Source organism: Arenimonas sp. SCN 70-307 (assembly GCF_001724815.1).
Classification (GTDB): domain Bacteria; phylum Pseudomonadota; class Gammaproteobacteria; order Xanthomonadales; family Xanthomonadaceae; genus Arenimonas.
Map to the genome: position 1 here is coordinate 450,953 of NZ_MEDO01000014.1, position 20,162 is coordinate 471,114.

Here is a 20,162-nt window from a genome sequence, read left to right on the forward strand (position 1 = left end):
CGGCTACTCTACCTTCTGGCCGTTGCGGCGCGCGGCTTCCTCGCGCAGCTGCGCGCGGCGGGCTTCGATGCGGCGGCGGATGGCCTGGACCTGGTCCTCGGCTTCCGCGGGTTCGTTGGTGCTGGTGTTGGCGCCGGGCGGCGGATTGGCCGGCGCAGCGGCCGGGCCCGCGGCTACCGGCGGCGCGGCGGCGCCGTCGGCAGGCGCGGCCGAAGTCGCGCCATCGGCGCGGCCGTCGTAAAGGCGCAGCTCCAGCGTGTGCCGGCCCTGCGGGCTTTCGAACTCGGCGCTGCGCGGCGCCAGCGACAGCAGGCGCCAGCTGGTGCCCGGCACCGGGTCGCCGACGCGCACGCGTTCGCTGCGCTGGCCGTCGCGCGACTGCAGCATCGCCGCCTGGAACCCGCCGGCCATCAGCACCCCGGTGAGCTCGAGGTCCATCGGCTGCTCGGCATCGCCGGCCTCGCCCGACATCGAGGGGCGCCGGTCGGCATTGAGCAGCGGCCGGCGGCCGAGCTCGTCGTAGTTGGAAAGCGGACCCAGGCGTGCGCCGACTTCCGACAGCACCACCTGCGGCACCGGCGGCGCCAGCGCGGCGTTGTCGGGCTGCGGGCCGAAGTTGGCGCCCAGCCCCAGCACGGCCAGGACCAGCAGGCCCAGGGCCCAGGCCGCCAGCGCGGCCAGCAACACGTTGCCGTGGCGCAGCGACTCAAGCACCGGGCACCCCCGCGGGCGTGGCCAGGTAGCCGTAGAGGTCGAAGCTGACGTCCATCATGCCGCCCTCGCGGTCGGTCCCGAGGTAGGCGGCGCGCGAGAGCAGGTCGAGGTTGTCGATGAACAGCTGCGGGCTGCCGCTTTCGAGCGCATGCAGCACCGCGCCCAGCTCGGCCATGCCGCAGCGCAGGCGGATCTGCACCGAGGCGCGCACGAAGGGTTCCTCGGTGCGCGCATCGGAGGGCGTGCGGGCGGTGATTTCGCAGCGGCCGCGCTGCGGGCTGGCCGACTCGACCACCGATTCGAGACGCTGCACCAGCGCCGCGGTGGCGAGCTGGCGGTTGGCTTCGGGCAGGAAGCCGGCGTTGCCGGCCTCGAACTCCCGCACCCGCGCCAGCTCCTGCTCGAGCACCGGGCGCTGGGCGATTTCCATGCGCAGGGCGAGCTGTTCGTCGCGCAGGCGCTGCACCTCGTCGCCCATGGCCAGCATCGGCGCGGTGAACCACCAGTGCACCAGCACCAGGTAGGCCAGGGCCAGCGCGGCCAGGCCCAGCAGCAGCCAGCGGGCGCGCTCGAGGACCGGGCTCACTGCGAAGCCCCGGGCTTGGCGGCGACCACGCGGGCCACCAGGGTGAAGCGGTCGCGACCGGTGCGCGGGTCGGCCTGCACGGCGCCCGACAGCGCCGGTTCCTCGAGCAGCGTCGAAGCCTGCAGCATGCCCACCAGCGCGGGCGCGCCGCGGCTCTGGCCGACCAGCGAAACCTGGCCGTTGAAGATCTGGAGCTTGTCGATGGCGGTGTCGTCGGGGATGCGACGGGTGAGGTCGTCGAGCACCTCGAGCATGGTCGGGCTGGCGGCGCGGCGCGTGGCGATGAAGTTGGCCGCGGCGGTGCGAGCCACCAGCTCGTTGCGGGCCAGCCGCGCCTCGCGCACTTCGGCGTTGGCGGCGGCGACGTCGGCGCGCAGGTCCTCGAGCGCGCTGGCGCGGTTGCCCAGCACCAGGAGCATGGCCAGCAGCAGCGCGCCGCCCGCGACCGCGGCGAGCATGGCGTTGAGGCGACGCACCGGATCGCGCCGGCGCGGACGCCGCGCGGGCGGCAGCAGGTTCAGGCCGAGCGGACGGCCCTGGGCATCGAGCGCGTCCACGCCGGCGAGCAGGCCGGCGAGCGGGCCGATGGCCTGCAGCTCCTGGTCCAGGCGCGTACGCGGCAGCACCACCAGCTCCACCGGCACCGGCTGGCCGGCGGGCGCGTGCGCGAGCACGCGGCCCTCGTAGCTCACCTGGTCGGCGGGGAACGGCGTCTGCCGGTCGATCTCGTGGGCGAGCACGTCGCGCAGGCGCGGCAGCGCGGCCGCAGGCAGGGACAGCGTGCGGCGCAGCACGGCGCCGGCGGGCAGCACCAGCCAGGCGCGCGAGGCGCCCCCGGACAGGCGCGCCGCCAGGGCCTCGGCCGCCGACAGCGGCAGTTCGCCCAACGAATGCTCGCCGTCGGGACCCTGCACGGAAACCTGCAGCGTCTCGCCCTCGCGGCGCAGGCGCAGCTGGCCGGCATCGGCCTGGAACAGCGGCCGCAGCGACGCGGGCAACAGCGCGCGCCAGGCCTCGGCGACCTTGCGCGCCCAGCCGGGCACGGGCGTGCGCGCCAGGTGCATGCGCAGGGCGTCGAAGGTGGTGGTCAGTTGTTCGGCTGCAGGCATCTAGTCGGGTTCCCCTACCCGCCAGGCCAGCGGTGCGTAGAGCTGGCCGAAGCCCGCCGGCGCGCCGATGCGCACCACCGCGGTGACCTCGACCGCCAGCCCATCGTCCCGGACAGCCCGGCTCGCCACACTATACGTGCCGGACCCGGCAACGGCGAGCGGCTCGCCGTCGGGTCCGGGCGGCAGCGGCAGGCCCGGCTGCCAGGCGCCGCGGGCGGCCACCCACGCGGCCGCGTCGGCCGGCGAAAGACCGAGGGCCTGCAGCACCGACTGGCGGGCGAAATCGGCGCGCGGACGCGGGAAGCCGGTGTACACGGTGACGTGCGGCACCAGCGCGCGATAGACCTCCTCGTCCATGCCCAGCACCTGCTGCAGCTCGGAGACGGTGACGAAGGGGGCGTCCTTGGCGCCGTAGTCCAGGCCCGCGGCGGCATAGTCGCGGTCCTCGGCGCCGCCGCCGATGGCCTGCAGGCCGTCGGGGTCGCGCCAGTCCTGGATCGCGCCCGACAGGCGCGCGGCGCGGTCCTCCGGGAAGCCCAGCGCCTTGACCAGCTGCGCCAGCAGCGCGGCATCGGCGGCATTGATGTCGATCTTCGCGCCCTCGTCCACCACCCGCACCTCGACCCGGAAGCCGTCGAAGGCGTAGCCATAGAGGCGGCCATCGGGGAACCAGCGCCGCTGCGGGTCGGCCTCGTTCAGTCGCAGGGCCGCCACCTCGATGCCGCCTTCGGCGGCCAGCTGCGCCGCCAGCCGCGTGCGCAGCGCGCTGCCCTGCAGGCCCTCGATGCGGCTGGTGAAGGCGAACACCGCCACCAGGCCGGAAAGCAGCAACAGCAACCACAGCACCAGCAGCAGGGCCGCACCGCGTTCCGGACGCTTCATTCCAGCCCCTCCTGCCCGGCCTGGCCGGGCGGCGGCGCCAGGCCCAGGCGCGGCGCGGCCACGAACTCGGGCCAGCGCGCGCGCGGCTCGGCGAAGCGAAGCTGCAGGCGCACCAGCGCCGGCACCTGGTCGGTGGTTTGCCACTGGCTGCGCCAGTCGCCGGCCTCGTCGATCTCGTCCAGGCCGCGCACGGCGAAGCTGGCCTCGGCGATGCCGTCGAGCAGGACCTCGGGCTCGCGCTCGTCCTCGATCGGGCCTTCGGGGCCGAGCAGCTGGTGTTCGAATTCCAGGCGCAGGCCGTTGGGGCCGCGCACCAGGCGGAAGGTCTGTACGTGCGGGCCGCCGCGCGAGAGGTAACCCGGCATCGGCGCCACCAGCCGCAGGCGGTCGGCCGAAGCCTCGAACACCCGCGGCGCGTCGCCGGGCGACTGCGGCTCGATGGGAATGGCGAGCGCGCCTTCCACCTGCCGGCGCAGGAAACCCTGCACCGCGCGCAGGCGCTCGCTGCGCGAGGCCTCGGCCTCGGCGTTGGCGGTGACGCGCGAGGCGTTGGAAATGGCGGCGAAAGCCAGCGCCATGCCGGCCGCCAGCAGCGTGGTGGCCACCAGCACTTCAAGCAGGCTGAAGCCGCGCGCGCGCCTCATGGCAACGCCGCCTGCGGATAACGCGCGCGCAGGCTGGCCAGGCGCAGGCTGCGCGCCGCCTCGCCCTCGCCCCAGGCCACGTCGAGCTGCAGTCGATAGAGCACCGGCGCATTGGGCTGCTGCAGGCCCACCGACTCCACGAGATCGAGTCCGGCGATGGCTTCGGTCGGCGGCAGCGGGTCGTCAATCTCGGTGATCTCCAGCGTCCAGCGATAACGCCCGCGGTCGATGACGCCGCTGCTGCGCCCCGGCGCGATCGGCTCGAGCACGCCGACGCGGGCCAGCAGCGACTGCGCGTGCAGCGCCGCCTCGCTGGCCTCGCCCGAGCGGCGCACCTGCGCCAGCCCGCCGCCCAGCACCGCCAGCAGCACGCCCATCGCCACGGCCAGCAGCACGAAGGCAACGATCACCTCGAGCAGGCTGAAGCCGCGCTGGTGCTTCATGGCCGACCCTCGCCGCGGCTGAGCGTGACTTCGCCGGTGAGCCAGGCCACGTCCACGCGCCAGGCCGCGCCGTCGCGGCGCAGCACGAAGCGGCCGCCGGTGGCGGCGCCCTCGGGGAAGAAGCGCACGGTGGCTTCGCGCGCCACCGGTTGGCCGTCGCGCGCGGTGGTGGCCACCAGTTCGATGTTCGCCGGCAGTGCGCCCTCGCGCTTGCCGGCTGCGTTCCAGCGCCGGCTGTCGACGTCGAGGCGGAAGACCTGCTCGGCGCCGGTGGCGATGGCCTGGGCGCGGGTGTAGCGCAGCTCCGCGGCAAGCTCGCGCGCGGCGGCGCGCAGCTCCTGGCCGGGCATGGCGCGGCCGATCACCATCGCGCCGATGCCGGCGAGGGTGGCGATCAGCGCCACCACCACCAGCAGCTCGAGCAGCGACAGGCCCCGCGCGCGGTTCATGGCGGCGCCGCCGGCCCGGTCAGGGTTTGCGGATGTCGGCGTTGACGCTTTCGCCGCCCGGCTGGCCGTCGGCGCCCAGGCTCACCAGCTCGTAGGGGCCAGCGGCGCCCGGGCGACGGTAGAGGATGGCGTTGCCCCAGGGGTCGCGCAGCTCCTCGGCCTTGGCATAAGGACCGAGCCAGTTGGGCAGGCCGCTGGCGCTGACCAGCTGCTCGAGCGATTCGGGCAGGCGGCCGGTGTCCATCTGGAACTGGTCGACCTTGCCGGCCAGGGTGAGCAGCTGGGTGTTGGTCAGGCCGACGTTGGCGCGGTCGCGGCCGCCGAGCACGCGATTGCCGACGATGGCCAGCACGCCGCCGATCAGCACGATGACGATGATGATCTCGATCAGGCTCATGCCGCGCGCGCGGCGGGGGGAAGCAGGGATTCGACGCATGGGTCAGCCTATGGAGTTGGTCAGGTCGTAGATCGGCAGCAGCACCGAGAGGATGATGATGGCGACCACCGCGGTCATCAGCACCGTGAGCGCCGGCACCAGCGCCGCCATCAGGCGGTCGAGCGCGTTGCCGGTTTCGAGGTCGAAGGTGTCGGCCACCTTCAGCAGCATGGTATCGAGTTCACCCGACTCCTCGCCCACCTGCACCATCTGCACGGCCAGGCGCGGGAATACCTTGCGCCGGCCGAGCGCATGCCCGAGGCCCGAGCCGGTCTTGACCTCCTCGGCGGCCTCGTCGAGCGCCTCGGCCAGCACGCGGTTGCCCAGCACCGGGCGCGAGAGCGCCAGCGCGTTGAGCAGGGGCACGCCGTTGCGCACCAGGGTGCCGAGCGTGCGCGCCAGGCGCGCGGTGTCGAGCCGGGCCACCAGGTCGCCGACGAAGCGCAGGCGCAGCAGGCGCGCATCGAGCGCGCGGCGGGTTTCGTGGCTGCGCAGCCGCGACGCCAGCCACAGGCCGGCCGCCGCCACCGCCAGCACCAGCGCCCACCACCAGTCGCGCACGAACAGGCTGGTGGCCAGCACGGCCTGCGAGTACCAGGGCAGCTCGGCGTTGAGGCTCTCGAACAGCACCTGGAACTGCGGCACCACCACCGCCATCAGGAAACCCACCGAGACGACGATGAGCACGGCGAGGATGACCGGGTAGATCAGCGCATTGACCACCCGCCCGCGCAGTTTCGCGCTGCGCTCGAGGTAGTCGGCCAGGCGGCGCAGGGATTCGTGCACGCTGCCGCCGGCCTCGCCGGCGCGCACCAGGTTCACGTACAGGCGCGGGAACAGGCCGTGCTGCTGCTCGAGCGCCGTGGACAGCGGCGCGCCGCCGCGCACGGCCTCGCGGATGCGCTCGATCACGCGCCGGGCCTGCACGGTGTCGGGCAGCTCGAGCAGGATGCCGAGCGCGCGATCCAGCGGCTGGCCGGCGCCGAGCAGCGTGGCCAGCTGCTGGGTGAACTGCAGCACCTGGGCGTCGTCGAGTTCGCGCCGGCGCAGCAGGCCCGACAGGCCGGCGCCGCCGCCGGCCTCGTCGGCGCGACGCGCCTCCACCGGCAGGTGGCCCTGCTCCTGCAGGCGCGCCACCACGTCGTCGGCGCTGGCCGCTTCCATCTGGCCTTCGAGCGTTTCGCCGGCGGTGGAGAGCGCCTTGTAGCGGAACAGCGCCATCGGCTCAGGCTTCCTGGGTCACGCGCAGCACTTCCTCGAGCGTGGTCAGGCCCTGCAGGGCCTTGGCCAGGCCGTCCTCGTACATGGTGCGCATGCCGCGCGCGCGCGCGGCCTCCTCGATCTCGCCCATGCCGGCGTGCTGCATCACCAGCCGGCGCAGCTCGTCGTCCATCACCAGGAATTCCATGATGGTGGTGCGGCCGAGGTAGCCGGTGGGCGTGAGCGCCGAAGGCTTCGGGCGATACAGGTAGATCGGGCCTTCGGGCTGGAAGCGCCGCAGGCCGAATTCCTCCACCACTTCCGGCAGCGCTTCGTAGCGCTCGGCGTGGGTGGGCTCGAGTCGTCGCACCAGGCGCTGGGCCAGGATGCCGTTCACCGTCGAGGTGAGCAGGTAGTCCTCCACGCCCATGTCGAGCAGGCGGGTGATGCCACCGGCGGCGTTGTTGGTGTGCAGGGTGCTCAGCACCAGGTGGCCGGTGAGCGCCGACTGGATGGCGATGCGCGCGGTCTCGAGGTCGCGCATCTCGCCGATCATGATGATGTCCGGGTCCTGGCGCACGATGCTGCGCAGGGCCTGGGCGAAATCCAGGCCGATCTGCGGCTTGGCCTGGATCTGGTTGATGCCTTCGATCTGGTATTCGACCGGGTCCTCGACGGTGATGATCTTCACGTCGGAGGTGTTGAGCTGGCTCAGCGCCGCATAGAGCGTGGTGGTCTTGCCCGAGCCGGTGGGACCGGTGACCAGCAGGATGCCGTGCGGCTGCTCGAGCACCCTGGTGAAGCGGCCCAGGAACTCGTCGGTGAAGCCCAGGGCCTTGAAGTCGAGCACGACCGACTCGCGGTCGAGCAGGCGCATCACCACGCTCTCGCCATGGGCGGTGGGCACGGTGCTCACGCGCAGGTCGAGCTCCTTGCCCTGCACGCGCACCATGATGCGGCCGTCCTGCGGCAGCCGGCGCTCGGCGATGTTGAGCTTGGCCATGATCTTGATGCGCGAGATCACCGCCGCCGTGAGGTTGGCCGGCGGCGACTCGGCTTCCTCGAGCACGCCGTCGACGCGGTAGCGCACCTTCAGGCGGTTTTCGAAGGGCTCGATGTGGATGTCGGAGGCGCGCAGCTCGACCGCGCGCTGGATAACGAGGTTCACCAGGCGGATGACCGGCGCTTCGCTGGCCAGGTCGCGCAGCTGCTCGACATCGGCCTCGTCGCCGGCCGAGTCGTCGCCCAGGTTCTCGACGATGGTGCCCATGGCCGAGCGGCCAGAGCCGTAATAGCGCTCGATCAGGTCGGCGATCTCGGCGCGCAGGCCCACCTTCACCCGCACCGCGCGGCCGGTGGCCAGGGCCACGGCCTCGGCGGCGTAGGGATCCTGCGGGTCGGCCACGAGCAGGTCGACGTGGCCGGCGTCCTCGCCCACCGGGCAGGCCGAGACCTGCTTGAGGAAACGCAGCGAGAGCTGCACGCCCGCGGGCGGCGCCTCGGGGCAGTCGCGGGCGGCCAGCAGCGGCAGGCCCATGGCCTCGGCGGCGGCTTCGGCCATGTCGCGCTCGGACACCATGCCCAGGCGCACCAGCAGCGACGCCAGCGAGCCACCGGCCTCGGCGTGCAGGCGCTGGGCCCGCGCCAGGTCGGCGTCCTTCAGGCGCCCGCGCGCGGCCAGCGCCGCGGCGATGCGGGCGTCGGCCGATTCCATGCTGTCGTTCAACACCGCGGCCACGCAGGCACTCTCCCGGTTGGACGCCCGGAATTTAGCAGGTCTGGGCCGACGGGCGCGCCCTTCACGGCCGGGGGCGTATCGTCTAGCCGTTCACTTACGCAGCAAGGGGAGGATTCCTGATGAGCCGCATCCGCGCCTGGGCCGCACCGAAAGCCGGTGCCCCGCTGGAAAGCTTCGAGTTCGACCCCGGCCCGCTGGGCGCCGAAGAGGTCGAGATCGCCGTAGAGCACTGCGGCATCTGCCATTCCGACCTGTCGATGCTCGACAACGAGTGGGGCTTCACCGCCTATCCGTTCGTGCCCGGCCACGAGGCCATCGGCCGGGTGGTGGCGATGGGACCGCAGGCCAAGGGCGTGGCCATCGGCCAGCGCGTGGGCCTGGGCTGGAACGCCGGCAGCTGCCTGCACTGCGCCCCCTGCCTGGGCGGCAACCATCACCTGTGCCAGCGCCTGCAGCCCACCCTCGCCGGCCGCCACGGCGCCTTCGCCGAGCGCGTGCGCGCGCACTGGGTCTGGGCCATGCCCCTGCCCGAGGGCCTGGACCCGCGCGAGGCCGGCCCGCTGCTGTGCGGCGGCATCACGGTGTTCGCGCCGCTGCGCGAGTTCGACGTCAGGCCCACGGCGCGCGTGGCGGTCGTGGGCATCGGCGGCCTGGGCCACATGGCGCTGAAGTTCTGCAAGGCCTGGGGCTGCGAGGTCACCGCCTTCACCACCAGCCTGTCCAAGGCCGAGGAGGCGCGCGCCTTCGGCGCCCACCACGTGGTGTCCACCGGCGACGCCAAGGCGCTGGCGGCGCTGGCCGGGCGCTTCGACCTGATCATCGACACGGTCAACGTGTCGCTCGACTGGGACGGCCTGCTCGCCGCGCTGGCGCCCGGCGGCCGGCTGCACGTGGTCGGCGCGGTGCTCGAGCCGGTGAAGTTCAGCGCCTTCTCGCTGATCATGGGCCAGAAGTCGGTCTCGGGTTCGCCCACCGGCTCGCGCGGCGCCATCGACACGATGCTGGGCTTCGCCGCGCGGCACCAGGTGCTTCCCAAGACCGAGCACTTCCCGATGTCGAAGGCGAACGAAGCCATGGACCACCTGCGCGCCGGCAAGGCCCGCTACCGCATCGTGCTCGACGCCGACTTCGGCTGAGGCTGGAGAGCCTTTCACGCCTCAGGGTGTGGCGCCGTCGTCACCGGGAAAGCGAGGGTCGATTCCTCCTCCGTGAAGCCTTTATGTCGGAGGAATCGACCCTCGCTTTCCCGGCGCCGCCGGTGCGTACCGGCTTGGGCGCCCAACGGAAGGCGCGCGGCCACGCGCTCCGATGCTTGCGCGTGCCGATCAGGACCAAGGCGGTCCATCTTTCTCGCTGACCTCGTTTGGCTAACCCGTTCAAGGCCTGAATGCCGCTGTGGCCCATCGGCACGCGTCCCTCCGGACGCGAGATGCCGGGTCCTGGCCAGCGTGGAAGGTGGCCAGAGTGGGAGTCCTATCCGCCCGGCGGCGGGTGTTTGACCTTGGCGATGGTGGTCGGCACATGCTTTTCCGACCGCTCCGTATCGATCGCCGAGGCGTCGTCGGAAAAGAATGGACCCAGGCTCCAGGCCTCGCCCTCACACCCGCCGCCGGGCGGATAGGTCCATCAATCTGGCCGTCTTCCGGGCTCGCGGTGGGGCCACCCCCAGTGTCCGAAGGGACACGTCGCGATGGGCCGCAGCGGTATTCAGGCCTTGAACGGGTTAGCCAAACCTGTTCGGCAGGAAAGATGACTGGCCTTGGTCCTGATCGGCACGCGCAAGCATCGGAGCCCGCGGCCACGGGCCTTCCGTTGGGAATCCGAGACGACACGCACCGGCGCCGCCGCGGAAGTGAAGGTCACTTCCTTCGACATAAAGGCCTCACGGAGAAGGAAGTGACCTTCACTTCCGCGGTGGCGCCGGCGCCATCTGTGGCGACGGCGACGGCGCCAGGGCCGGCTTCAGCCGACCCAGGCGCGGGCGTTGCGGAACATGCGCATCCAGGGCGAATCCTCGCCCCAGCCCGGGTGCCAGCTCATCTGCAGGCTGCGGAACACGCGCTCGGGGTGCGGCATCATCAGCGTGGCGCGGCCGTCGCGGCTGGTCAGGCCGGTGATGCCCTCGGGCGAGCCGTTCGGGTTGGCCGGGTAGGCCTCCGTGACGGCGCCGGTGTTGTCGACGAAGCGCAGCGCGACCGCGGCCTGCCCGGCGTGGCCGGGCTGGTCGAAGCGGGCCTGGCCCTCGCCATGCGCCACCACCACCGGGATGCGCGAGCCGGCCATGCCGGCCAGCAGGATCGAGGGCGAGTCCTGCACCTCCACCAGCGCCAGGCGGGCTTCGTACTGCTCGCTGCGGTTGCGCAGGAAGCGCGGCCAGTGCTCGGCGCCGGGCACCAGGCCCTTGAGCTGGGCGAACATCTGGCAGCCGTTGCACACGCCGAGGCTGAAGCTGTCGGCGCGCCCGAAGAAGCGCGCGAACTGCTCGCGCAGCGCCGGCCGCTCGAGGATGGACGTGGCCCAGCCGCGGCCAGCACCCAGCACGTCGCCGTAGCTGAAGCCGCCGCAGGCGGCCAGGCCCTTGAAGTCGTCCAGGCGATGCCGGCCTTCGATGAGGTCGGTCATGTGCACGTCGACAGCGGTGAAGCCGGCGCGGTCGAAGGCCGCCGCCATCTCCACCTGGCCGTTGACGCCCTGCTCGCGCAGGATCGCCACCCTCGGGCGCACGCCCGTGACGATGTACGGCGCGGCGATGTCCTCGGCCGGCTCGAACGTGAGCCTGGGCGACAGGCCCGGGTCGGCGAAGTCCAGGCGCGCGGCGCGCTCGGCGTCGGCGCCGGCCGGATCGTCGCGGCGGGCCTGGATGGCGTGGGTCACCGACCACCAGGCTTCGAACAGTTCCTGCCAGCTCCACTCGGCCAGCAGCTCGCGGCCCTCGGACACGCGCACCACCGGGGCGGTGGTGGGCCTGCCGATGCGCTGCGCACAGTGCGTCAGGTCGTGGCGGTTGACCAGGTCGGCGAAGGCCGCGCGGTCTTCGGTGGCGATCTGCACCACGGCGCCGAGCTCTTCGTTGAACAGCGCGGCGAAGGCGTCGTCGCCCCAGCCCTCGAGGTTGAGCTCGAGGCCGCAGTGGCCGGCGAAGGCCATCTCGCACAGCGCGGCGAAGGCGCCGCCGTCGGAGCGGTCGTGGTAGGCCAGCAGCAGGTCGTTGGCGCGCGCGGCCTGGATGAGGTCGAAGAAGGCGCGCAGGCGGCCCGGCTCGTCCAGGTCCGGGCAGGCGCCGCCGAAGGCGCCGTGCACCTGGGCCAGGATCGAGCCGCCCATGCGGCGCTGGCCGGCCCCCAGGCCGATCAGCCAGATTTCCGAGTCGATGTTGCGGTCGAGCACCGGCAGCAGCTGGCGGCGCGCGTCGGCGACGCGGGCGAAGGCGCTGACGACCAGCGACACCGGCGAGACCACCTTCTGCGGGCCCTCCGGCGCGGTCCACTGCGCCTGCATCGACAGCGAGTCCTTGCCCACCGGGATCGACAGGTCGAGCTCGGGGCACAGTTCCATGCCCACGGCCTTGACCGCGTCGAACAGCGCGGCGTCCTCGCCAGGATGCGAGGCGGCGGCCATCCAGTTGGCCGAGAGCTTCACTTCCTCGAGCGAGGCCACCGGCGCGGCGGCGAGGTTGGTGATGGCCTCGCCCACGGCCATGCGCGCCGAGGCGGCGGCGTCGAGCAGGGCCAGCGGCGTGCGCTCGCCCACGGCCATGGCTTCGCCGGCCACGCCGTTGAAGTCGGTGAGCGTGATGGCCACGTCCGACAGCGGCAGCTGCCAGGGGCCGACCATCTGGTCGCGCGCGCACAGGCCGCCGACGCTGCGGTCGCCGATGGTGACCAGGAAGTTCTTCGAGGCCACGGTCGGGTGCGCCAGCACGCGCAGGCCGGCCTCGCGCAGGTCGAGCGCGGCGGCGTCCAGGCGCGGCCAGCGCGGGGCCGGCAGGCGCTGGGTGTCGCGGTGCATCCTGGGCGAATTGCCGAACAGCACGTCCATCGGCAGGTCGATCGGCTTGCTGCCGTCGGGCGCGACCAGCACCAGCCGCTCTTCCGCGGTGGCGTGGCCGACCACGGCGAACACGGCGCGCTCGCGGCGGCAGATGGCCTCGAAGTCGGCCACGCGGTCGGCGGCAATGCCGAGCACGTAGCGCTCCTGGGCCTCGTTCGACCACAGCTGCATCGGCGAGAGCGAGGGGTCGTCGCTGGGGATCTTCGCCATCTCTATGACGCCGCCGACGTTCGAATCGTGCAGCAGCTCGGGGATGGCGTTGGACAGGCCGCCGGCGCCGACGTCGTGCGCGGTGAGGATGGGATTGCGCTCGCCCTGGGCGAAGCAGCGGTCGATCACTTCCTGGCAGCGGCGCTGCATCTCGGGGTTGTCGCGCTGCACCGAGGCGAAGTCGAGGTCTTCCGAACTCTGGCCCGAGGCCACCGACGAGGCGGCGCCGCCGCCCAGGCCGATCAGCATCGCCGGGCCGCCCAGCACCACCACGGCGTCGCCGGGACGCAGGTTGAGCTTGGTGACCTGGCCCGGGTCGATCGCGCCCAGGCCGCCGGCCAGCATGATCGGCTTGTCGTAGCCGCGCACCAGGCCCGGCTCGCCGCCGGGCAGCTCGAAGCTGCGGAAATAGCCGGCCAGCGCGGGGCGGCCGAACTCGTTGTTGAAGGCCGCGGCGCCGATCGGGCCCTCGGTCATGATTTCCAGCGCGCTGGCCATGCGCGGGTTGAGCGGGCGCTCGCCCTCCCAGGGCCGCGGCAGCGAGGGAATGCGCAGGTGCGAGACGGTGAAGCCGGTCAGGCCGGCCTTGGGCTTGCCGCCGCGGCCGGTGGCGCCCTCGTCGCGGATTTCGCCGCCGGCGCCGGTGGCCGCGCCCGGGAAGGGCGAGATGGCGGTCGGGTGGTTGTGCGTTTCGACCTTGATGCAGAAGGCCGAATCGAGCGGCGCGCCGTGGCCGTATTCACCCGTGCCCGGCTCGGGCCGGAAGCGCGCGCCCGGATGGCCCTCGACCACGGCCGCGTTGTCCTTGTAGGCGCTGAGCGTGAACTGCGGCGACCGGGCGTGGGTGTTCTTGATCATCCGGAACAGCGACAGCGGCTGCTGCTCGCCGTCGATGGTCCAGTCGGCGTTGAAGATCTTGTGCCGGCAGTGCTCGGAGTTGGCCTGCGCGAACATCATCAGCTCGGCGTCGGACGGGTCGCGGCCGAGCTCGGTGTAACGGCGGCGCAGGTAGTCGACCTCGTCGTCCGACAGGGCCAGGCCCAGGCGCTGGTTGGCCTCCTCGAGGCCGGCCAGCGGGATGCGGCCGAGCGGTCCGGGCGCGCCGGCGCGGAACAGCGCGGCGGCCTGGCCGCGGTCGGCGAGCAGGGACTGGGTCATGGGGTCGTGCAGGACGGCGGCCAGCTTCGGCCAGCGCGGGTCGCTTTCCGGCGGCAGGCCGGCGAGGTCGAGGCGGGTGCCGCGCTCGACGCGTTTCACGGACAGGCCGGCGCCGCGCAGGATCTCGGTGGCCTTGCTGGCCCAGGGCGACTGGGTACCCAGGCGCGGCACCACGAAACGGGTGGCGGCGCCCGCGGCCGCGGCCTCGAAGGACACGCAGCCCTCGAGCAGCCGGCCCAGGGCGGCGGTATCGGGCGACGCGCCGGCCTCGGGCTCGATGAAGTAGGCGAACCAGGCGCCCGTGAGGCGGACCCCGGGGACGACCTGCTGGAGGCGGGACTGGAGGCGTTCGAGCCGGAAAGGCGACAGGGCCGGCAGGCCCTCGAGGACGATCATGTCCGCATGGTTCCCAGGGGAATCGAGCCGCCAATTGTAAACCAAGGCCGGGCCCGGGGCCCGGCCGGGGGCCTCAGCGGGCCGGCTTGCCCTCGATTTCCTCGAGCCGCGCCAGCATTTCCGCCGGCGGCACGTAGCCGCCGAGCTGGGTACCGTTGGCCGAGTAGATGGCCGGGGTGCCGTCCAGGCCGATGCGCCGGCCCAGGTCGTAGTCGCGGGTGACCGGGCTGGTGCAGCTGGCCTGCGGCAGGTCGATGCCGGCCTTGGCGTCGGTCAGGGCCTTGCGGCGGTCCGGGGCGCACCAGACGTTGACGGCCTTCTGGTAGGAGTCCGAGCCGATGCCGGCGCGCGGGTAGAACAGGTAGTTCACCGTGATGCCCAGGCGGTTGTACTCGTCGATCTCGGCGTGCATGCGGCGGCAGTAGCCGCAGTCGATGTCGGTGAACACGGTGATTTCGTAGCGCGGGCTGGCCGCGGCGAAGGTGATGCGGCTGTCGTCGCCGACGCCGGCCAGCATGCCCACGCGCAGCGCGGCCTCGGCCTGGCCGGTGACGCTTTCGCGGGTGGCCAGGTCGATCAGGGTGCCCTGCAGCAGCAGCTTGGCGTCCTGCGAGACATAGACCACGCGCGCGCCCAGCGCGACCTGGCGGTAGCCGGGGATGGGCGAGTCGGAAATGGTGCCGATCTCCAGGCCCGGGGCCAGCGACTGCAGCGCGGCGCGGATGGCCTCGTCGCCGACGGCGGCGCCGGGCGCGGAGGCCACGGCCGATGCCGGCTGCGCGGGCGCGCCGGGCTTGGCGGGCGACGCGGGCGCGGCGGCGGTCGGGCCGGCCGGGGCCTCGGCGGCGCAGGCGGTCATGGTGGCCAGCAGGGCCAGGGACAGCAGGGAACGACGGATCATCGGGCGGGTTTCCTCGTGCGATGCGGCTCCGACCCGGCGCGGGGCGGAAAGTTCTTCGATTCTCGCACAGTCCGCGGCCGCGCTCAGGCCCGCGGGTGGTGCTGCTGGTGAAGGCGCTTGAGGCCCTCGCGCGCCACCAGGGTGTAGATCTGGGTGGTCGAGAGCGAGCTGTGCCCGAGCAGCATCTGCAGCGTGCGCAGGTCGGCGCCGTGGTTGAGCAGGTGGGTGGCGAAACTGTGCCGCAGGCCGTGCGGGCTGACCCGGGCCGGGTCGATGCCGGCGGCCAGGGCCAGCTTCTTGACCACGTTCCAGAACTGCTGGCGGCTCAGCGGCGCGGCGCCGCGGCCCAGGAACAGCCCGGCCGCCGCCCGCCCGCCGGCCAGCGCCGGGCGCGCCTCGGCCAGGTAGCGCTCGAGCCAGTGCTGGGCCTCCTCGCCCATCGGCACCAGCCGCTCCTTGTTGCCCTTGCCGGTGACGCGCAGCACGCCCTGGCGCAGGTTCACCGCCGCGGCCGGCAGGTTCACCAGCTCGCTCACGCGCAGGCCGGTGGCGTACATCAGCTCGACCATGGCGCGGTCGCGCAGACCGGCCGGCGTGGCCACGTCGGGCGCCTGGATCAGCGCCTCGACCTCGCTCTCGGACAGGGCCTTGGGCAGCGAGCGGCGCAGCTTGGGCGGGTCGAGCCGGGCGGTGGGGTCGTCCTCGCGCAGGCCCAGCCGCGCCTGCTGGCCGAAGTAGGCGCGCAGCGCCGACAGCAGCCGCGCATTGCTGCGCGCGGCATAACCCTGGGCGGTGCGGTCGGCGAGGTAGTCGAACAGCTGGCGGCGGTCGACGCCGGCCAGGCCGCCGCCACGCGCGGCCAGCCACCGGGCCAGGCCCTCGAGATCGCGCCGGTAGCTGTCGAGGGTGAGCCGCGAGAGGCCCGACTCGGCCCAGGCGCGGTCGAGGAAACCGGTGATGGCGCGCTGGTCGGCGTCCGGGACCGGCGGCAGGGACTGGGCGCGGGCGCGGCGGTCGGCGGGGCGTGCGGGCATGGCCGCAGCTTAGCGACGGCCGCGGGCGCCGGCTATGCTGTGCCGATGTCCGAAGCCTCCCCTGCCCTGGCCGCGCGCCCGGCCCACCTCGGCTGGCGCCTGCTGGCCCTGGTCTACGACTTCTTTCCGGTGCTGGCGCTGTGGTTCGCCACCGCCGGCCTGATGCTGCTGGTGAACGGCGGCGAACCGGTGCCGCCGGGCAGCCTGATGGCCTGGGCCGAATTCCTGCTGCTGTGGGCGGTGACGGGCGGCTACGCGCTGCTTTCGTGGAAGCGCGGCGGGCAGACCCTGGGCATGCGCCCCTGGCGGCTGAAGGTGCTGGCGACCGATGGCCGCCTCGCCACGCCGCGCGCGCTGGCCCTGCGCTACGCGGTGGCGACGCTGTCGCTGGCCGCGCTGGGCCTGGGCTTCCTGTGGAGTTTCGTCGACCGCGAGCGCCGCACCTGGCACGACCTCGCCAGCCGCACCGTGCTGGTGCGGCTCGAGCCCTAGCTGCGCCGGCCGAACAGGCCCCAGCACACCGCCATCAGCACCGCCGGCGGCAGCAGGTAGGCCAGGCGCGCGTCGAAGCGGTACACGTCCGACAGGCTCACCACCAGCCGCTGCGCCAGCAGGTAGGCCACGCCGATGACCACGGCGATGAAAAGGCGCTTGCCGAAGCCGCCCGAGCGCAGCGAGCCGAAGGCGAAGGGCAGCGCGGCCAGGCACAGCACGACCACGTTGAGCGGATAGAACCAGCGCGCCCAGTAGGCGTTCTCGAAGGCCTTGGCGTCCAGGCCGTTGCGCTCGAGGTAGTCGATGTTGCGGCGAAGTTCGCGGCTCGAGAGGTAGCGCGGGCGCGTGACCGCGGCCGAGACCACCTGCTCGCCCAGCGTGGTTTCCCAGCGCTCGGTCTCGGCTTCCTCGACGGTGGCCTCGCGTTCGCCGAAACGCGTGCGGCGCACCTCGTGCAGGGTCCAGAAGCCATCACGATGCTCGGCCGAGCGGGCCACCGCCAGCGAGGCCAGCCGCCCGGCCTGGTCGAACTCGAACAGGCGCACGCCCTGAAGTTCGGTCCAGGCGCGCCCGCCCTCTTCGCGGCGCTGGCCGTCGCGGGCGTTGAGGAAGGTGCCACCGTCGCGCGCCCACAGGCCCGAGACGCGAGCCATCACCACGTCGCCCGACTTGGCCGAGGTGGCCACCGCCTGCGCACCCTGCTCGCCCTGCGGCGCCAGGGTCTCGGCGTTCACCATCATCAGGCCGGCCACCAGGCCCAGCGAGGCCAGCGCGCCCAGGCCGATGCGCAGGCGTGAGACGCCGACGGCGCGCATCGCGGTCAGTTCGGAGCGCGCGGCCAGGCCGCCCAGGCCCAGCACGGTGCCGATCAGCGCCGAGGTGGGGAAGAGTTCGTAGGCACGGCGCGGCAGCGTGTAGAGCGTGTACAGCAGCGCGTGGCCCAGCGTGTAGCCGCCCTCGCCCACCTCGTCGAGCTCGCCGACCAGGGCGCTGATGAGGTCGAAGGCCAGCAGCACCGCCCAGGTGCCCAGCGCCGCCACCAGCACCGCGCGGGCGACGTAGAGGTCGAGCCGGCCGGGACGCAGGGTCATGCGGCGGCTCCGCGCGGGCGGCGCAGGCGCCCGTCCACCACGAACAGCCAGACGGCCACCAGCGCCAGAGGCAGCAGCAGCCACCACAGGCCGGCCCAGCCCGGCAGCACGCCAGTGGCCAGCCAGCCCTTGCCCAGCAGCATCAGCATCATGGCGTTGATGTAGATCAGCAGCGCCGCCAGCAGGCGACCGTAGCGCGCCTGGCGCGGTTCGCCGCGGCCCAATGGCAGCGCCATCAGGCCCAGCACCAGCGCCACCAGCGGCGCGCCGATGCGCCAGTGCAGCTCGGCGGAGGCCTGCGGCGTGTCCGGCGGCAGCAGCGCCATCGTGGGCACGGCCTCGAGTTTGTCGGCGTCGGTTTCAGGCTCGCGGTCGGGCACGCGCAGCTCGTTCTCGGCGTAGCGCATCAGGCGGAAATCGGCGCGGCCCGGGTCGCCCTCGACGCGGAAGCCGTCGCGCAGCAGCAGGTAGCGGCCGCTGTCGCCTTCGAGCAGCAGCTCGCCTTCGCGGGCGGTGACCACGTCGAGCCGGCCGTCGCGCTCGGACTGCACGAACATCCGCCCGAAACGCGAGCCCTCGATGTCGATGCTCTCGACGTAAAGCACGCCGGCGCGGCCGGGCAGTTCGATGAAGCGCCCGGCCTCGAGGCCCGCCACCAGGAAGCTCCGGTTGGCGTCCTCGACCATCTGGCGGGCCAGGCGCGCGCCGGCCGGCGCCGCCCACAGGGAGGCGATGGCGATGATGGCCGCCACGGGAAGCACCACGGCGGCCAGCGGCCGCCAGAGCTGGCGCGGCCCCAGGCCCACCGAGGAAAGCACGGCCATCTCGCTCTCGCCGTAGAGCCGGCCGATGGCCATCAGCAAACCGATGAAGAGCGCCAGCGGCAGCAGGATGGGCAGCACCTGGATCGAACGCAGGCCCAGCTGCGAGACCAGCAGCCCCGCCGGCACCTTGCCGCGCGCGATCTCGCTCATCAGGTCAACCAGCAGTCCGCCGAGGCCAACCAGCAGCAGCACCACGGCAACGGCCGCAACGCTCTGGGCGAACTGGCGCAACAGGTAACGCTCGATGAGCAGCATTCGGGGGCGCCGGGGGTCCGTGGAGGGTGGGCTTGCTAGAATCGGGGTTTGTGAATTGTAACGGTGACCCGACCATGAGCCTCGAATTTCGCCTGAACCGCCCCGACTCCGCCACTGCCGACCATGATTGCGTCATCGTCGGCCTGTTCGCCGACGGCAGCTTCACGCCCGCCGGCCAGGCCATCGACGCCGCCAGCGGCGGCAAGCTGGCGGCCCTCGCGGCGCGCGGCGATCTGTCGGGCAAGGCCGGCCGCACCGCGCTGCTGCACGACCTGCCGGGCGTGAAGGCGCCGCGCGTGCTCGTGGCCGGCCTGGGCGAAACGGGCAAGTTCGGCGCCCCGGCCTATCTCAAGGCCATCGGTGACGCCGTGCGCGCGCTGCGCAGCGGCCCGGTGCGCCGCGCCCTGCTCACCCTGGCCGAAGTGCCGGTGGCCGGCCGCGACGCGGCCTGGAACCTGCGCCAGGCGGTGGTCGCCGCCGACCACGCGGCCTATGCCTACACGCACACCCGCAGCACCAAGGACCCCGAGGGCCTGAAGTCCGTGGACGTGGCCGCCGACGCGGGCCTGGCGAACGAACTGGCGCGCGGCGTCGCCATCGCCGCCGGCGTCGAGCTGGCGCGCGAGCTGGGCAACCTGCCGCCGAACATCTGCAACCCGGGCTACCTGGCCGACACCGCCCGCCGCATCGCCGCCGAGAACGAGGGCGTCACGGTGGAAGTGCTCGAACGCGCCGACATGGAGAAGCTCGGCATGGGCTCGCTGCTGGCCGTCGGCCGCGGCTCGGCCAACGCGCCCAAGCTGGTGGTGCTGCGCTACAACGGCGCCGGCGATGCCAAGCCCTACGCGCTGGTGGGCAAGGGCATCACCTTCGACACCGGCGGCATCAACCTCAAGGTGCAGGGCGGCATCGAGGAAATGAAGTTCGACATGTGCGGCGCGGCCGGCGTGTTCGGCGCCTTCCTGGCCGCCGCGCGCATGAAGCTGCCGCTGAACGTGGTGATGGTGGTGCCGGCCGTCGAGAACATGCCCGACGCCGATGCCTATCGCCCGAGCGACATCCTGACCTCGATGTCGGGCAAGACCATCGAGGTCGGCAACACCGACGCCGAGGGTCGCCTGATCCTGTGCGACGCGCTCACCTACGTGCAGCGCTACGAGCCGCAGGCCACGGTGGACGTGGCCACGCTGACCGGCGCCTGCGTCATCGCGCTGGGCAAGCACGCCGCCGGCCTGATGAGCAAGCACGACGACCTGGCCGGCGAGCTGCTGGCGGCCGGCGAGCACGTCCATGACCGCGCCTGGCGCCTGCCGCTGTGGGACGAGTACCAGAGCCAGCTCGAGTCGGGTTTCGCCGACGTCTACAACATCGGTGGCAAGTCGGCCGGCGCCATCACCGCCGGCTGCTTCCTGGCGCGCTTCACCGAGGGCCAGCGCTGGGCGCACCTGGACATCGCCGGCGTGTCCAACGCCGAAGGCCGCAAGGGCCTGGCCACGGGCCGCCCGGTGGGCCTGCTGGCGCAGTGGCTGATCGACCAGGCGGGCTGA

Annotated in this window: 18 protein-coding genes; 3 read left to right on the top strand and 15 right to left on the bottom strand. The window is 72.9% G+C overall.

The window, feature by feature from the left end:
* Positions 1–3: 3 nt before the first annotated feature.
* The 10 genes from ABS41_RS08390 to gspE are packed head-to-tail and all read right to left on the bottom strand — an operon-like array spanning position 4 to position 8,201.
* A complete protein-coding gene (locus ABS41_RS08390; RefSeq protein ID WP_290592840.1) occupies positions 4–714 on the bottom strand; it encodes a hypothetical protein in 711 nt (236 codons plus the stop codon).
* Positions 707–1,300 carry a type II secretion system protein GspM gene (gspM, locus tag ABS41_RS08395; RefSeq protein WP_290592842.1) on the bottom strand — a complete coding sequence of 198 codons (594 nt, stop codon included), beginning with the start codon at positions 1,298–1,300 and terminating at the stop codon, positions 707–709. The genes ABS41_RS08390 and gspM overlap by 8 nt, the downstream gene beginning before the upstream one ends.
* Positions 1,297–2,409, bottom strand: a complete 1,113-nt coding sequence (locus tag ABS41_RS08400; RefSeq protein ID WP_290592844.1) for a PilN domain-containing protein — start codon at positions 2,407–2,409, stop codon at positions 1,297–1,299. The genes gspM and ABS41_RS08400 overlap by 4 nt, the downstream gene beginning before the upstream one ends.
* Positions 2,410–3,291, bottom strand: coding sequence for a type II secretion system protein GspK (locus ABS41_RS08405; protein ID WP_290592846.1), 882 nt, complete (start codon positions 3,289–3,291; stop codon positions 2,410–2,412).
* Complete coding sequence (locus tag ABS41_RS08410; protein WP_290592849.1) at positions 3,288–3,935, bottom strand: prepilin-type N-terminal cleavage/methylation domain-containing protein; 648 nt, start codon at positions 3,933–3,935, stop codon at positions 3,288–3,290. The genes ABS41_RS08405 and ABS41_RS08410 overlap by 4 nt, the downstream gene beginning before the upstream one ends.
* Complete coding sequence (locus tag ABS41_RS08415) at positions 3,932–4,378, bottom strand: prepilin-type N-terminal cleavage/methylation domain-containing protein (RefSeq protein ID WP_290592851.1); 447 nt, start codon at positions 4,376–4,378, stop codon at positions 3,932–3,934. Before ABS41_RS08415 ends, ABS41_RS08410 begins: the two co-directional genes overlap by 4 nt.
* Complete coding sequence (locus tag ABS41_RS08420; protein WP_290592853.1) at positions 4,375–4,827, bottom strand: GspH/FimT family pseudopilin; 453 nt, start codon at positions 4,825–4,827, stop codon at positions 4,375–4,377. Before ABS41_RS08420 ends, ABS41_RS08415 begins: the two co-directional genes overlap by 4 nt.
* Before the next feature lie 19 nt (positions 4,828–4,846).
* Positions 4,847–5,263, bottom strand: coding sequence for a type II secretion system major pseudopilin GspG (gspG, locus tag ABS41_RS08425; RefSeq protein ID WP_290592855.1), 417 nt, complete (start codon positions 5,261–5,263; stop codon positions 4,847–4,849).
* Positions 5,264–5,266: 3 nt separating this feature from the next.
* Complete coding sequence (locus ABS41_RS08430) at positions 5,267–6,484, bottom strand: type II secretion system F family protein (RefSeq protein WP_290592857.1); 1,218 nt, start codon at positions 6,482–6,484, stop codon at positions 5,267–5,269.
* Between the two features lie 4 nt (positions 6,485–6,488).
* The gene (gene gspE / locus ABS41_RS08435; protein ID WP_290592859.1) at positions 6,489–8,201 is read right to left on the bottom strand and encodes a type II secretion system ATPase GspE; all 1,713 of its coding nucleotides are present in this window, start codon (positions 8,199–8,201) and stop codon (positions 6,489–6,491) included.
* A gap of 119 nt (positions 8,202–8,320) precedes the next feature.
* Between gspE and ABS41_RS08440 the strand changes: the two genes are divergently transcribed.
* On the top strand, positions 8,321–9,337 hold the full coding sequence (locus tag ABS41_RS08440) for an NAD(P)-dependent alcohol dehydrogenase (RefSeq protein ID WP_290592862.1): 1,017 nt from the start codon (positions 8,321–8,323) through the stop codon (positions 9,335–9,337).
* Positions 9,338–10,163: 826 nt separating this feature from the next.
* Here the strand turns inward: ABS41_RS08440 and purL are convergent.
* From purL to xerD, 3 genes are all read right to left on the bottom strand, one after another.
* The gene (gene purL, locus ABS41_RS08445) at positions 10,164–14,015 is read right to left on the bottom strand and encodes a phosphoribosylformylglycinamidine synthase (protein WP_290592864.1); all 3,852 of its coding nucleotides are present in this window, start codon (positions 14,013–14,015) and stop codon (positions 10,164–10,166) included.
* 73 nt (positions 14,016–14,088) lie between these two features.
* A complete protein-coding gene (locus ABS41_RS08450) occupies positions 14,089–14,916 on the bottom strand; it encodes a thioredoxin fold domain-containing protein (protein WP_290592866.1) in 828 nt (275 codons plus the stop codon).
* Positions 14,917–14,999: 83 nt separating this feature from the next.
* Complete coding sequence (xerD, locus tag ABS41_RS08455) at positions 15,000–15,950, bottom strand: site-specific tyrosine recombinase XerD (protein WP_290592868.1); 951 nt, start codon at positions 15,948–15,950, stop codon at positions 15,000–15,002.
* 45 nt (positions 15,951–15,995) lie between these two features.
* Here xerD and ABS41_RS08460 point away from each other — a divergent pair, with 45 nt between their 5' ends.
* Positions 15,996–16,442: an RDD family protein gene (locus tag ABS41_RS08460; protein ID WP_290592870.1), complete on the top strand. Its 447-nt coding sequence runs from the start codon at positions 15,996–15,998 to the stop codon at positions 16,440–16,442.
* On the opposite strand, the gene lptG is transcribed toward ABS41_RS08460, so the two are convergent.
* Positions 16,439–17,536: an LPS export ABC transporter permease LptG gene (gene lptG / locus ABS41_RS08465; protein WP_290592872.1), complete on the bottom strand. Its 1,098-nt coding sequence runs from the start codon at positions 17,534–17,536 to the stop codon at positions 16,439–16,441. The two genes, ABS41_RS08460 and lptG, sit on opposite strands and share 4 nt — an antisense overlap.
* The gene (gene lptF, locus ABS41_RS08470) at positions 17,533–18,615 is read right to left on the bottom strand and encodes an LPS export ABC transporter permease LptF (RefSeq protein WP_290592875.1); all 1,083 of its coding nucleotides are present in this window, start codon (positions 18,613–18,615) and stop codon (positions 17,533–17,535) included. Before lptF ends, lptG begins: the two co-directional genes overlap by 4 nt.
* Positions 18,616–18,689: 74 nt before the next feature.
* Here lptF and ABS41_RS08475 point away from each other — a divergent pair, with 74 nt between their 5' ends.
* A complete protein-coding gene (locus ABS41_RS08475; RefSeq protein ID WP_290592877.1) occupies positions 18,690–20,162 on the top strand; it encodes a leucyl aminopeptidase in 1,473 nt (490 codons plus the stop codon).